At 69.6% G+C, this 13,170-nt stretch carries 12 protein-coding genes; 5 read left to right on the top strand and 7 right to left on the bottom strand.

All coding sequences use genetic code 11. The annotated features are described in order from the left end of the window. Positions 1-303: 303 nt before the first annotated feature. Complete coding sequence (locus OHA10_RS00935) at positions 304-1,515, top strand: RNA polymerase sigma factor (protein WP_371404239.1); 1,212 nt, start codon at positions 304-306, stop codon at positions 1,513-1,515. On the opposite strand, the gene hisN is transcribed toward OHA10_RS00935, so the two are convergent. Beyond that, complete coding sequence (gene hisN / locus OHA10_RS00930) at positions 1,499-2,278, bottom strand: histidinol-phosphatase (RefSeq protein WP_371404238.1); 780 nt, start codon at positions 2,276-2,278, stop codon at positions 1,499-1,501. The genes OHA10_RS00935 and hisN overlap by 17 nt on opposite strands. Before the next feature lie 148 nt (positions 2,279-2,426). On the opposite strand from hisN, the gene OHA10_RS00925 reads away from it, so the two are divergent. Next, positions 2,427-2,903 carry a DUF2231 domain-containing protein gene (locus tag OHA10_RS00925; RefSeq protein WP_371404237.1) on the top strand — a complete coding sequence of 159 codons (477 nt, stop codon included), beginning with the start codon at positions 2,427-2,429 and terminating at the stop codon, positions 2,901-2,903. Here the strand turns inward: OHA10_RS00925 and rsgA are convergent. From rsgA to OHA10_RS00905, 4 genes are read right to left on the bottom strand one after another with little or no spacing between them, the layout of a single operon-like run. Continuing rightward, a complete protein-coding gene (gene rsgA / locus OHA10_RS00920) occupies positions 2,896-3,909 on the bottom strand; it encodes a ribosome small subunit-dependent GTPase A (RefSeq protein ID WP_371404236.1) in 1,014 nt (337 codons plus the stop codon). The genes OHA10_RS00925 and rsgA overlap by 8 nt on opposite strands. Continuing rightward, positions 3,909-5,180 carry a 3-phosphoshikimate 1-carboxyvinyltransferase gene (gene aroA / locus OHA10_RS00915; protein WP_371404235.1) on the bottom strand — a complete coding sequence of 424 codons (1,272 nt, stop codon included), beginning with the start codon at positions 5,178-5,180 and terminating at the stop codon, positions 3,909-3,911. Before aroA ends, rsgA begins: the two co-directional genes overlap by 1 nt. A 45-nt stretch (positions 5,181-5,225) precedes the next feature. Further along, positions 5,226-5,804: a DoxX family protein gene (locus tag OHA10_RS00910; RefSeq protein WP_371404234.1), complete on the bottom strand. Its 579-nt coding sequence runs from the start codon at positions 5,802-5,804 to the stop codon at positions 5,226-5,228. A gap of 58 nt (positions 5,805-5,862) precedes the next feature. Next, positions 5,863-6,594, bottom strand: coding sequence for a DsbA family oxidoreductase (locus tag OHA10_RS00905; RefSeq protein ID WP_371404233.1), 732 nt, complete (start codon positions 6,592-6,594; stop codon positions 5,863-5,865). A 70-nt stretch (positions 6,595-6,664) separates the two neighbouring features. On the opposite strand from OHA10_RS00905, the gene OHA10_RS00900 reads away from it, so the two are divergent. The 3 genes from OHA10_RS00900 to OHA10_RS00890 all read left to right on the top strand — a co-directional run bounded on the left by OHA10_RS00900 (position 6,665) and on the right by OHA10_RS00890 (position 9,640). Beyond that, the gene (locus tag OHA10_RS00900) at positions 6,665-7,507 is read left to right on the top strand and encodes an aminoglycoside phosphotransferase family protein (protein WP_371404232.1); all 843 of its coding nucleotides are present in this window, start codon (positions 6,665-6,667) and stop codon (positions 7,505-7,507) included. Between the two features lie 195 nt (positions 7,508-7,702). Beyond that, entirely contained in the window at positions 7,703-8,371 is a 669-nt protein-coding gene (locus OHA10_RS00895) for a DUF4097 family beta strand repeat-containing protein (protein WP_371404231.1), read from the top strand. A 45-nt stretch (positions 8,372-8,416) separates the two neighbouring features. Further along, positions 8,417-9,640: a serine hydrolase domain-containing protein gene (locus tag OHA10_RS00890; RefSeq protein ID WP_371404230.1), complete on the top strand. Its 1,224-nt coding sequence runs from the start codon at positions 8,417-8,419 to the stop codon at positions 9,638-9,640. A gap of 49 nt (positions 9,641-9,689) precedes the next feature. Here the strand turns inward: OHA10_RS00890 and OHA10_RS00885 are convergent, their stop codons facing one another. Further along, complete coding sequence (locus OHA10_RS00885; RefSeq protein ID WP_371404229.1) at positions 9,690-10,469, bottom strand: alpha/beta fold hydrolase; 780 nt, start codon at positions 10,467-10,469, stop codon at positions 9,690-9,692. 126 nt (positions 10,470-10,595) lie between these two features. Then, positions 10,596-13,169: an AAA family ATPase gene (locus OHA10_RS00880; RefSeq protein WP_371404228.1), complete on the bottom strand. Its 2,574-nt coding sequence runs from the start codon at positions 13,167-13,169 to the stop codon at positions 10,596-10,598. Position 13,170 lies beyond the last annotated feature (1 nt).

The following is a 13,170-nucleotide window of genomic DNA, read 5'->3' as shown; positions in this document are numbered from 1 at the left end:
GGCACACCGTAGCCCAAGTCGCTCTCTGTCACCCGAAAAAGAAGCGAAAAAATGCAACCACGAATCATTTGTTATGGACTTCATCACGCTACGGAAAACCCCCATTACTCATTGATGAGACCCATTACTCATTGATGAGAAATGGGGGATCGCGGGAACCGACCGTCCCGCGCCGGTTCGGTGCCGGTAGGCTGCGGGGATGGGCGAAGCGGCCTTTCGTGGGATGCCGGACGACATCGCCCGGCTTGCGCTGCAGAGGTCGATGACTTGCGACGTCCGGTGGCTGATCCGATAGCGCAGGCGGTGGCTGAGGCTCACGTGACCGAGTGGGCCTCCGTGCTCGCCGCGACCGCACGCATCGCTGCCGACCTCGATCTGGCCGAGGACTGCGTCCAGGACGCGTACGCGAAGGCGCTCGTGCGCTGGCGGGCCGACGGTGTGCCGAAGAAACCGGGCGCATGGTTGACGACGGTCGCGACCCGACGGGCGCTGGAGCACCGGCGGCGGGCGGACGTCGTACGGCGCAAGCTGCCGTTGCTCGTCCCCGACGACGACGTGACCGATCAGCTTTTCCCGGACGACCGGTTGCGGTTGGTGTTCACGTGCTGCCACCCGGCGCTCGCCCAGGAGGCGCAGATCGCGCTGACGCTGCGGCTGGTGTGCGGGTTGTCGTCGACGGAGATCGCGAAGGCGTTCCTGGTGAAGGAAGCCACGATGCAGGCGCGGATCACCCGGGCCAAACAGAAGATCTACCGCTCCGGCATCGCGTACCGAATCCCTCGTACGGCGGACTTCCCGGACCGCATCACTGCAGTCCTGGACGTCATCCACCTCGTCTACACCGCAGGCCACACGGCAGTGGACAGCGACGGACTGACACGACCGGAACTGGCTCGGCGTGGAATCGATCTGGCTCGGATGGTGCGGTTGCTCCTGCCCGACAGCACGGAGGCGGCGGGGCTGCTCGCGCTGCTCCTGCTGACACAGGCGAGGGAGGCAGCACGCGTCGGCGACGACGGGCGCCTGGTGCTGATGGAGGACCAGGACCGGTCGCGGTGGGACACGACGCTGATCGCTGAAGGCCTGGAGTTGGTGCCGAAGGCGCTCGTCGATCGGCGTGGTGCGGGCCGCGCGGCCGTCGGCCGGTTCGGCGTGATGGCGGCGATCGCGGCTGTGCACGCCGAGGCGCCCCGCTGGGAGGACACTGACTGGCCAGAGATCCTCGGCCTGTACGAGGTTCTGCTCGACCGTTGGCCCTCCCCGGTGGTTGCGCTCAACCGCGTCATCGCGCTCGGCTATGTGAGCGGGCCGGCGGAGGCGCTCGGCGAGCTGGACAAGCTCGCCGCCGATCCGGCGTTGGCGACGTACCCGTATCTGTCCTCGACGAGAGGCGAGTTGCTGTGGCGGCTCGGGCGCACCGAAGAGGCGAGCAAGGCGTACGAAGAGGCGTTGGCGTTCACCAGCAATCCGGTGGAGGCGGAGTTCCTCCAGCGGCGGATCACTCGAGGCGCTTGAGTACCTCGTCGTGCAGGCGGCCGTTGGTGGCTACCGCGTTGGGGCCGTTCGGACCCGGGACGCCGTCGATCGAGGTGAACTTGCCGCCGGCCTCGTCGACGATGATCGCCAGCGCGGCCATGTCGTAGAGGTTCAGCTCCGGCTCCGCGGCGATGTCGACCGCGCCCTCGGCGACCAGCATGTACGACCAGAAGTCGCCGTACGCGCGGGTGCGCCAGACCGAGTCCATCAGCTCGGACCACTGGTTCTTCTTGCCGAGCTTCTCCCAGCCCTTGAGCGACGCGTACGACAGCGAGGCGTCCTCGATCTTGCTCACGTCGCTGACCCGGCAGGGCTGCGACGAGTGCAGCGCCCGGCCGGTCCAGGCGCCGTCGCCGTACGACGCCCACCAGCGCTTGCCGAGCGCCGGCGCGGAGACCACGCCGACGACCACCTGGTCCTCGATCATCAGGCTGATCAGCGTCGCCCAGACCGGGACACCGCGGATGTAGTTCTTGGTGCCGTCGATCGGGTCGACCACCCAGCGGCGTACGCCCCAGCCGCTGGTGCCGTCCTCCTCGCCCACGAACGCGTCCCGCGGACGGGCCCGGGCGAGCGTCTTACGCATCACGTCCTCGACCTTCTTGTCCGATTCGCTCACCGGGGTGAGGTCGGGCTTGGTGGCCACGTGCAGGTCGAGCGCCTTGTAGCGGTCCATCGTGGTCGAGTCCGCGTCGTCGGCCAGGATGTGGGCGAGCCGCAGGTCATCCGTGTGCGAAGGCATGCCGGAAGGCTAGCCTGAGCGCCGCTCCAGCGGTTCAGCCGTCCGCGAAGTGTTGCGGATCGGTTGCGGCGGACATTGAACCGAATGCGGTCGTTGAACGTGCCATTAGTGTCTGACCACGTTGTTACGACTGCCATGGAGGCTGTCCATGTTCGAGCGCTTCGGGGACCTGCCGCTGCACGTGCTCGTGATCCATCTGACGGTCGTGCTGCTGCCGGTGGCCGCGCTGACCCTGATCGCCTTCGCGGTGGTGCCGAAATGGCGCCGGGTGCTGCGCTGGCCGGCCCTCGTGCTCGGCGTCGGGGCGCTGGTCTGCGCGTTCGTGGCGAAGGAGAGCGGCCAGGCGTTCGTGAACGCGGTGCCGACGCTGGCGAAGGCAGTCGCACTGCACGAGAAGCGTGGCGACCTGTTGTTCTGGTACTGCCTGATCTTCGCGGTCGTGGCTGTGGCGGCTTTCCTGCTGCTGGCCGGCATCAGGGGTGACACGGCAACGAAGAGCCGCCCGCTGGAGCTCGTGACCCAGGCGGCCGTGGTCGTGATCGCAGTGCTGGTCATCTGGCAGACGGTGCGTACCGGTGACGCCGGCGCGCGGGCGGTCTGGGAAGGCCAGCTTCCGCCTAAGTAGCCTCTTCCGGGGCGTCCCGGAGCTCGCGGCCTTCGCGGCTGGCCAGCAAACGGCGGAACGAGTCGACCCTGGCCGCGTCGGCGCGGCCCTCGGTCACCGCTTCGTCCAGTGCGCAGTCGGGGGCGTCGGCGGTATGGGTGCAGCCGCGGGGGCAGTTCTCGGCGATCTCGGCCAGGTCCGGGAAGGCGTGGATCAGTTGATCCGGCTCGACGTGGGCCAGGCCGAAGGAGCGGATGCCCGGGGTGTCGATCAGCCATCCGCCCTCGGGCAGACGCAGTACGAGCGTGTTCGTCGAGGTATGGCGTCCGCGGCCGGTCACCTCGTTGACGACGCCGATCGCCCGGTCCGCGCCCGGGATGAGGCCGTTGACCAGCGTGGACTTGCCGACCCCGGAGTGGCCGACGAGAACGCTGGTCCGGTCGTCGAGCTGTTCACGGAGTTTGCTGAGATCGCCGTTCTGGTGCGTCGCCACCGACTCGACGCCGAGCGGGCGGTAGATCGACAGCAGCGGATCGGGATCGGCCAGGTCGGTCTTCGTCAGGCAGAGCAGCGGTCGCATGCCGGCGTCGTACGCCGCGACCAGGAAGCGGTCGATCAACCCGGTGCGGGGCTCCGGGTTCGCGACCGCGACGACGATGACGAGCTGGTCCGCGTTCGCGACCAGCGGGCGCTCGACCGGATCGTCGTCGTCCGCGGAGCGGCGCAGCAGCGTCGTCCGGGGGAGGACCTCGACGATCCGGGCCAGTGAGCCCTCGTCACCGGTGGCGTTGCCGTCGAGTTTGACCCGGTCGCCGACGATCACGCCGGTGCGACCGAGCTGGCGGGCCTTCATCGCGGTCACTTCGCGACCGCCGTTCGAATCCTCGACCCAGCAGGCGTACCGCCCGCGGTCGCGGGTGAAGACGAACCCGATCACGGCGTCGTCGTACGAGGGGCGGTCCTTGGTCCGTGGCCGGGTCCGGCGCTTGGGCCGGTCGTACTTGGCCTCCTCGTCGTACCGCGACATCAGCCGGCGAGCTCCGACCACATATCCGGGAATTCTGGCAGGGTCTTCGCCGTGGTTGCGATGTTCTCGATCTGCAGTCCGTCGACGAGCAGGCCGAGTACGGCGGCGGCGTGCGCCATCCGGTGATCGTCGTACGTGTGGAAGAGCCCGCCGTGCAGGGTCGTCGGGCGGATCTCCAGCCCGTCCTGGAGCTGCGTGACGTCGCCGCCGAGCGCGTTGAACTCGGTCTCGAGCGCCGCCAGCCGGTCGGTCTCGTGGTTGCGCAGGTGCGCGATCCCGCGCAGGTACGACGGCCCGTCGGCGAATGCCGCCACCGCCGCGATGACCGGCGACAGTTCGCCGACCTCGCTCAGGTCCAGGTCCACGCCCTGCACCCGGCCGGTGCCGCGCACAGTCAGGCCGCTGTCGGTGAGGGTGGCCGAGGCGCCGAAGCGGGCGAAGAGGTCGGGCAGTTGGCCGCCGGGCTGCGTGGTCTGCGACGGCCAGCCGGTGACGGTCACGGTCCCGCCGGTGATGACGGCCGCGGCCAGGAACGGCGCCGCGTTCGACAGGTCCGGCTCGATCGCGGTGTCCAGTGCCCGAATGGGGCCCGGGGCAACGACCCAGCGGTTCGGCTCGGCGTCGTCGACCTGGACGCCGCGCTCGCGCAGCATCCCGACCGACATGTCCAGGTGCGGCTGGGACGGCACCGGCTTCCCGTCGTGCCGGATGTCGACGCCCTCGTCGTACCGCGCACCGGCGAGCAGCAGCGCGGACACGAACTGGCTCGACCCGGACGCGTCCAGCGTCACCTTCCCGCCACGCACCGAACCGGTGCCCGACACGGTGTACGGCATCCGCCCGGTGCCACCGTCGTCGATCTGTACGCCGAGGGTCCGCAGTGCGCCCAGGATCACGCCCATCGGCCGCTCCCGCGCGTACTCGTCGCCGTCGAAGGCCACGACGCCGTCAGCCAGCGCGGCGAGCGGCGGGACGAACCGCATCACGGTGCCGGCCAGGCCGCAGTCGACGCTCGCCGGACCCTTGAGCGAGCCCGGGGTGACGGTGACCGACGTACTGCCGTCGCTGATGCCGACGCCGAGTGAGACCAGCGCCGACCGCATCAGAGCAGTGTCACGAGCCGCCAGCAGCCCGGTCAGGTGCGACGGGCCGTCGGCGAGGGCAGCGAGGATGAGGGCACGGTTGCTGATCGACTTCGATCCCGGAACCGTCACTGTGCCGCTCACGGCTCCAGTAGCCCGCGGCGCCGCCCAGCCCTGCTGCTCGCTCATCCCACTCCCTCGACTCAGGTGTCTACAGCCCTGAGCCTAGGGCATTCAGCCGAACGGGAGCTCCGCCTTCGCCAGCTTCGCGGCCTGCTTGGCCTCGCGGGCCAGCAGCTTGGCCTCCCGCTTGGCGGCCTTCGCCCCGCGCTTGGTCTCGCGCTTGGCGGCCTTCGCACCGTGCGTGGCACGCCAGGCGACACCCGGCTTGCCCTCGGTGTCGACCGCTGCGAGCAGCAGACCGCCCATGAGGCCCAGGTTCTTCATGAAGTTGATGCGCTGCTGGTTGCGGACGGTCTTGTCCTTCTCCAGCCAGAACGGGTGGCCGGCGAGCGTGGTCGGCACCAGCGAAGCCGCCAGCAGCGACGCCCCGAGCCGACGACCCTTGCCTGTCGCCAGCGCCAGACCGCCGAGCACGTGGACCGCGCCGTTCAGCCGGACCAGGTTGGCGGTCGTGTCAGGGAGCCGGTCGCTCACCTGCGGTGGCGCGACCCGCTTCACCATCGGGACCATCCGGTCCGTGACGGGCTGCGCCTTCGGCACCAGCGGCTCCGGGTTCCGGATCGCGTTCGCGCCCTGCACGACGAAAATGACGGACAGCAACGGCCTGGCCAGTGCGCGCACGACAGTCATGCCTCCTTCATACACCACGGTTTGTATGACTTCCGGTACCCACCGCTGAAGCGGATGCTCAGATCGGGCAGCCGTCCGGGCCGCACGCGGCGTCACCGTCGGTCGTGGCGCCCGGCGCGGTGATCAGCGTCACCGGCTTCCGGTCGGCGTTCGCCCGGCGCAGTGCCTCTTGGAAGACCTCCACGGGCTGCGCACCGCTCACGCCGTACTTCTCGTCGATGACGAAGAACGGTACGCCGTTCGCGCCGTACGCCAGAGCCTGCGCCTGGTCGGCGGCGACCTCGTCGGTGTACGCCGTACCCGCCAGGACCTCACGGGCTCGCTCGGCGGGCAGACCGACCTCGGTGGCCAGTTCGGTCAGCGCGGCGTGATCGCCGACCGGGAGGCCGTCGGTGAAGTACGCCTTGAGCAGCCGCTCCTTGAGCGCGCCCTGCGTACCTGCGGGCACCTCGCCGGCGTCCTCGAGGTCGAGAGCGAGGTGGAGCAGCCGGTGCGCGTCGACGGTGTTCGCCGGCTTCGCCTGGTCGAGGTGGTACTCCAGACCGACCTCTGCGGCGATCCCGGTGACATGGGCGTTGGCCTGCAGCGCCCACTCGCGGCCGCGGCCGTACTTCTCACCCAGTCGGGTGGCCAGGTCCCGCGGGTCGTCGTTCGTGGAGGAGGGGTCGAGCTGGAAGCTGTGCCAGACGACAGTCGCGGTGTCACCGCTGGCGTCGAGGGCCTCCTCGAGCCGACGCTTCCCGATGTAGCACCACGGGCAGACGACGTCGGACCACACATCAATACGCATAACAGTGGGCAACTGACCACTCTGCGGACCTATTCCCAACCAGGTACTCGTGTGACGCGTCTGACGGTCCATGGACGACGAACTCGTGCGGACCCTGCTGAAAGAGCAGCACCCGGATCTGGCCGAGCTGGAACTGAGGGAGGTCGTCGGCGGCTGGGGCAACCAGATGTGGCGCCTCGGTGACGACCTGGCGGTCCGGATGCCCCGTGCCCACGGATCGCCTGAACAGCTCCGCAAGGAGCACCGCTGGATGCCTGACCTCGCCGCTCGTCTTCCGCTGCCTGCTCCCACACCGGTCCGCCTCTGTGAGCCGTCGGATCGCTTCCCCAATCCGTGGCTGATCACTACCTGGGTCCACGGCGTACCCGCGGAACATGCGCCGATCACGGACCCGGCCGCAGCTGACGTACTCGCCGAGTTCCTGCAGGCTCTGCACACCGAGGCGCCTGCGGATGCACCGGTCAGCGACCGGACCGTCCTGCCGCCGGGCCTGGGCTTCCCAGAGGTCCAGGAGTACGTCGGCCGCCGGGACGCGCTCCGTGCGGTCTGGGAGGACGCGGCCGCGGCACCGGCGTGGAGCGGGCCGCCGCTGTGGGTGCACGGTGACCTGCATCCGGCCAACGTGGTTGTTGCCGATGGCACGCTTACCGGCGTCGTGGACTTCGAGGAGCTGGGCTCAGGGGATCCGGCCACCGATCTCGCGTCCGCCTGGATCCTGCTCCCGGACGGTGCTGCCGACCGGTTCTTCGAGCGCTATCAGGTGGACGAGGCAACGGTACGGCGAGCTCGAGGCTGGGCTCTGATGCGTGCGCTGTTCCTGATCGCGATGGGGATCAACGGCGAGAAGGGCATCCCGGGCGGCAAGGCGCACTGGGGACCGGCCGGCCGGGCGGCACTCGACCGCCTGCTGTAACACGGGGAATTGGCCGAGGTCGGTCTGCAGACGCGGATGGCCGGTGACCTGGCCCAGGTGCTGGCTGTCATCGCCGACCGCCTGGGCTGCTGACACGTGTCAGGGCCCGTGTCAGGGCTACGGCGGCTCGGTGTCAGGGCGGTCTTCGAAGCTGGTCCCAGTCGAACAAACTCAACGAATCCGAAAGGCACCACAATGTCTACTTTCAACACCCCCGAGCCGATCTCCGCAGTCCTCGACATCCCCGCCGGCCGCATCGAGTTCGTCGCCGCCGACCGGGCCGACACCACCGTCGAGGTCCGGCCCGCGGACCCGTCCAAGAGCCGCGACGTGAAGGCGGCCGAGGAGGCCCAGGTCGGGTACGCCGACGGGGTCCTGCGGATCGAGATCGCCGCGAAGAAGCAGTACTTCGGACCGTCCGGGTACGTCGCGGTGAAGGTCGAACTGCCCACCGGATCCCAGGTCGACGTGAAGGTCGCCAGCTCCGAGCTCCGGTCCACCGGGCGTCTGGGCGACGTGGCGATCAACAGCGCGCACGGCTCGATCGACCTCGCGGACGTCGCGAGCGCCCGCCTCACCCTGACCGCCGGTGACGTCTCGGTCGGCCGCCTCAACGGCTCGGCGGAGATCCGCACCAGCCAGGGCAACATCCGGATCGCCGAGGCCGCCGCCGGCGCGCTCGAACTGCGCACCGACGTCGGCGAGATCGAGGTCGGCGCCGCCGCCGGTGTCTCGGGCTCGCTGAACGCCGGCACCACCACCGGCCGGATCGACAACGCGCTCAAGAACGCCGAAGGCGCCGGCGCCCAGCTCACCATCCACGCGACCACCACTGTCGGCGACATCGTCGCCCGCAGCCTCTGATCGCCAACTACCCAGCGGCACTCTCGATCGAAGGAGCACGCCACGATGTCCACCACCAACGGCTTCACCGAAGCGGGTCTGCGCCGGCTGCACGACGTACTCGCCCGGCACGTCGACTCCGGGAAGATCCCCGGTGTCGTCGCCCTGGTCAGCCGGGGCGACGGTGAGCCGCACGTCGAGACACTCGGGACCATGCGCCACGACGGCGGCGCCCCGATGCAGCGCGACACCATCTTCCGGATGGCGTCGACGTCGAAGCCGGTCTCGATCTCGGCCGCGATGGTGCTGCTCGACGAGTGCCGGCTGCGGCTCGACGACCCGGTCGAGCCGTGGCTGCCCGAGCTCGCGAACCGCCAGGTGCTCAAGCGGATCGACAGCCCGGTGGACGACACTGTGCCGGCGAAGCGGCCGATCACGGTCCGGGACGTGCTCACCTCGACGTTCGGGCTCGGCATGGACATGACGATGATCGGTACGCCGATCATGGCCGCCCTGTTCGAGCAGGGCATCACGCCGAACGGGCCGGTGCCGATGCCGGAGCCGGACGAGTGGATGCGCCGGCTCGGCACGCTTCCGCTGATGTACCAGCCCGGCGAGCGGTGGCAGTACCAGATCAGCAGCGACCTGGTCGGAGTACTCGTCTCCAGGGTCACCGGTCAGTCGTACGACGCCTTCCTGCGCGAGCGGATCTTCGAGCCGCTGGGGATGAAGGACACCGGCTTCTGGGTGCCCGGCGACCAGATCGACCGTCTGCCTCCGCTGTACGCGCCGGACCCCGCGACCGGCGAGTTCCAGGTGTGGGACGAGGCCGAGGGCGGCCGGCACAGCGCTCCGCCGGCCTTCGAGGGCGGTGGCGGCGGGCTGAACTCCACCGCCGACGACTACCACGCGTACTTCCGGATGATGCTGAACCACGGCGTGCACAACGGCGAGCGGATCCTGTCCAAGCCCGCCGTCGAGCTGATGACCAGCAACAGCCTCACCCCGGAGGTGCTGGCCGCCCGCGAAACGCTGGCCCGGGACAACGTGCACATCTCGTTCGGCCAGGGCCAGCAGGGCGGCTGGGGCTTCGGGATGGCCGTCCGCACCTACCGGGGTGACTACGCGCCGATCGGTCAGTTCGGGTGGGACGGCGGCGCCGGTACGTCGACGTACGCCGACCCGGCCAACCAGATCGTCGGCATCCTGCTCACGCAGGTCGGCACGACGGTGCCGTCCGCGGTGCAGCTCGCAGGCGACTTCTGGACCACGCTCTACCAGGCGATCTGAGTACCAGCCGGCCGGACCGCTGAACCAAGCGGTCCGGCCGACGGCTGTTTCAGCGGGCTGCCTGCTCGATGACGCGGGCGACGGTGCTCGAGTGCGACAGGGCTACCAGGTGCGAGGCGCCCGGCACCTCCACGATCGTGGCGTGCGCACGCTGGGCCATGAAGCGCTCCGCGGCCGGTGCGATCGCGTGGTCAGCGGTAGGGATCACGGCGTACTTCGGGAGCCCGGCAGGCGCCGTCGAGTTGACCTTCTCGTCGAACGCCGCCGCGTTGATCGGACGCTGGGACGCGCCGAGTACTGCGGCCTGTCGAGCAGGCAGGTCGGCGGAGAAGACCTGGTGGAACGCCTCCGGCTTCACGACCAGATCCACACCGCCCGGGTAGGCGATCGTGCTCGTCGTGTCCGGACCGAGCTCACTGCCCGGGTACTGCGCGTTGAGCGCCCCGATCGTCTCACCGGCCTGCGGGATGAACGCGGCGACGTACACCAGCGACTTCACGCCGCTCGTCCCGGCCAGCTCGCTGACCAGCGCACCGCCGTACGAGTGGCCGACGAGCACCTTCGGACCGGGGATCGTGTTCAGGACGCCCTGCAGGTACGTCGTGTCCGAGGCGATCCCACGCAGCGGTACGGCGGGGGCGACGACGGTGTACCCGTCGCGCTGCAACCGTTCGGTCACCTCGGACCAGCTCGCCGCATCGGCGAACGCGCCGTGCAGCAGAACGATCGTCGGCTTCGGCTTGTGCTCGGTCTGAGCGCTGGCGGTTGTCATGCCGGTGATGGTGATGACCGCCGCGGCGGCGACAGCGATCAGCTGACGGACTCTCATTTCGGTGTTCCTCTCGTGGTTGCTTGCCACAAAGGAAACCGCTGAACGACCACCCGCCGGATCGAGCGAACAGGTGAACCTGTCAGCGCCGGAGCACGTGCCCAGCGCCGTCGGTGCACCCGAATCTCATGCGTTCGGGGGAGGGGCGAACCGCTCCAGCACCAGACGGGTCAGCTGGACCCGCGAGTTGACCCCCAGCTTGCCGAACGCGGCCCGCAGGTGCGTCCCGACCGTACTGGCCGACACCACCAGCTCCTCAGCGGCAGACCGGTTGGTGTGCCCCTCGGCCACCAGCAGTGCGACCCGGCGCTCCATCGGAGTGAGCGCCTCCCACCCCTCCTGCGCTCGCGGCGGTACGGCGGCCCATCGTCGTCGACGTACTCCTGCTGCCTGCAGCACCGCCTGGATCCGCCCGGCCGGTGCGGTCGCCCCCAGAGCGGTCAGACTGTCCAGCGCCCGCTCCAGCGCCGTCACCCCAGTCTGGCGGTCACCGGCCTCCAGAGCAGCCCGGCCCAGGCGTTCCTCGGCCAGGGCGAGCAGCAGGGGTCGGTTCGCAGTACGTACCACTTCAACAGCCTCCAGCAATTCAGTGACGTCATTGCCCGCAGCCACGACCGCGAGTGCTCCGCGGCTCGCTGCGGACGGACTGAGCCGTATCAATTCGTCGACGGCATCGGCCTGCAGTAGAACGGTGATCCGGTCGGGGAAGTCCGGCCGGGTGACAGCCAACCGACGGACGGCCTTCACATCGCCGTCCGCGATCGCCAGGAGCGCGGTGATGGTCGGATCGCTCCCCGCGAGCTTGCGGGCCTGAGTCAGGTGACCCCTGGCCAGCGCGATGAGGGCGAGCACCTGGTCCGCAGCCGGGGCGAGCGTGCGGTCGTGCAACTGGTCCATCCACCGGAGACCCGAGATGGCCGCGCTCTCTGCCTCCTGCAGGTTGCCGGCGGCGTACTCGAGCCGTGCTCGCAACACCGCGAGCTGTGGTGCAGACCAGGAATCGCCCGCAGTCATCAGCTCGCGCACTCGGTCCAGAGCAGCCGGCAACTCGTCGGCCTCTGCCCGGCAGTACAGCTCACCCACCTCGAGCAACGCGTCGGGCAAACTGCCCAGACCGGTCTCCGCTTGCCGCGCCTTCGCGTACAGGTCGCGGGCCTCGGCGTACCTGCCCGCAGCGCGCGCCTGCTCGGCCGCAGCAACCTGCAGAACTGCCTCTGCCACTGGATCGTCTGCTGTGGAGGGGACGTCTGCTCCGGCCAGTGCGCGGTACGCCGCCAGCCGTTCGGCGAACTGCGGGTTGGCAATCGTGAGCTCTCGTACGTCGAGACGACCGCTGGCCCACTGGTACGGCGCCAGGTGCAGCCGGAGCATCGCCTGCAGGTGGGGCGTGATCGGACCGAGGTAGAGCGCCGTACCGCTGAGCAGGTCGTCGGCGAAGGCCTTCGCACGGTCGTACTGCCGTGCGGTGAGCAGGATGCTCACTACCTCCACACCGACCTCGGCACGGAGCGGATCGTCCACGCGCGTCAGGCCGAACGCCTCCAGGATGACCTCCGCCGCTGTGGTCGCCATGGTGGCCAGCAGGTCGCGCGCAGCCTCCCGCAGCGTCTCCACAGCAGCTACATCACCAGACTGCGCGACCGCGAGCACATGCGGCGCCGCGGCGGCCGCACCGCGCCCCGCGGACATCAGTTGGCTCGCAATCGCGCCATGCAGAGCCCGCTGAGCAGACGGCGGTACGTCGGCCAGCGCGGCGGACCGCAGTAGCTCATGGCGGAAACGCAGTACCGAACCGGCGTCGGTCAGCAGACCGGCATCGATCGCCTCTTCCAACGGCGCTGCGAGCCTTGCGACCGGCGTGGCCATCAGTGCGGCGACGTCCTCGAGGCGGAACTCGCTACCGAAGACAGCGGCCGTGCGGACGAGATCACGGCTCAGCTCGGACAGACCACTGGTCCGACGGTGCACGCCTTCGACCAGACCGGTGGGCAGCGGACCCGAGGCGTTGGCGTCGCCCAGGTAGAGGCCGGCGACCAACTGCTCGGCGAGGAACGGGATGCCCTGCACACCGGCGAGCTGGACCGCGAGCGCCGGGTCGACCGAGTGGTTCAGCCGATCCGCAGCCAGGTCCTGGATTGCGTCTGCCGTGAGCGGCTCGAGCGGGAGTGTGTGGACCGGCACCTGGCCACGCACCGCGTCGATCAGCTGGTCGATCAGGTCGCCAGGGCGACTGGCGAGCAGCCAGAGCAGGTTGGCGGTCGACAGGCGCGCGATCGAGACCCGCAGTACGAAGGCGCTGAGCGGATCAGACCACTGGGCGTCGTCCAGCACGATGAGCGTGCGACGGTCCGCCAGGCGGCGACCGACGAGATCGGCAACGCGTTCGGCCAGCCAGAGCGGCTGCGCGTTGAGCGCGGCCAACTCGAGGAAGTCCTCGGTGCCGATCAGCGGATCCGGTCCGGCGCGCAGAGCAGGTGCGAGAGATGCGAGCGGGCTGATGTTGTCGTTCTGGTGCGCGGCCGCACTCGCGACCATGAAGCCCTGCCGCTCGGCCTGCTCCACCGCGGCCGCGAGCAGCGCCGACTTGCCGATCCCCGGTTCACCGCTGACGACGGCGAGCGAAGCGCGGCCGTTGCCGGCCGAGCGCAACGCGTCGAGGAGCTGTCCGAGCTCCCGGGACCGTCCCCGCAGCGGCGCCACC

This window comes from Kribbella sp. NBC_00662, from assembly GCF_041430295.1.
GTDB lineage: Bacteria > Actinomycetota > Actinomycetes > Propionibacteriales > Kribbellaceae > Kribbella.
Note: the sequence above shows the minus strand (reverse complement) of the source record. Positions and strands in the feature narration are given on the sequence as shown.

Excerpts from the sequence above, each read along its gene's own strand:
- hisN (WP_371404238.1), bottom strand. The coding sequence starts at position 2,278 with ATGCCTTCGCACACGGATGACCTGCGGCTCGCCCACATCCTGGCCGAC.
- OHA10_RS00925 (WP_371404237.1), top strand. The coding sequence starts at position 2,427 with ATGTTCGAGCGCTTCGGGGACCTGCCGCTGCACGTGCTCGTGATCCAT.
- rsgA (WP_371404236.1), bottom strand. The coding sequence starts at position 3,909 with ATGTCGCGGTACGACGAGGAGGCCAAGTACGACCGGCCCAAGCGCCGG.
- aroA (WP_371404235.1), bottom strand. The coding sequence starts at position 5,180 with ATGAGCGAGCAGCAGGGCTGGGCGGCGCCGCGGGCTACTGGAGCCGTG.
- OHA10_RS00910 (WP_371404234.1), bottom strand. The coding sequence starts at position 5,804 with ATGACTGTCGTGCGCGCACTGGCCAGGCCGTTGCTGTCCGTCATTTTC.
- OHA10_RS00905 (WP_371404233.1), bottom strand. The coding sequence starts at position 6,594 with ATGCGTATTGATGTGTGGTCCGACGTCGTCTGCCCGTGGTGCTACATC.
- OHA10_RS00900 (WP_371404232.1), top strand. The coding sequence starts at position 6,665 with ATGGACGACGAACTCGTGCGGACCCTGCTGAAAGAGCAGCACCCGGAT.
- OHA10_RS00895 (WP_371404231.1), top strand. The coding sequence starts at position 7,703 with ATGTCTACTTTCAACACCCCCGAGCCGATCTCCGCAGTCCTCGACATC.
- OHA10_RS00890 (WP_371404230.1), top strand. The coding sequence starts at position 8,417 with ATGTCCACCACCAACGGCTTCACCGAAGCGGGTCTGCGCCGGCTGCAC.
- OHA10_RS00885 (WP_371404229.1), bottom strand. The coding sequence starts at position 10,469 with ATGAGAGTCCGTCAGCTGATCGCTGTCGCCGCCGCGGCGGTCATCACC.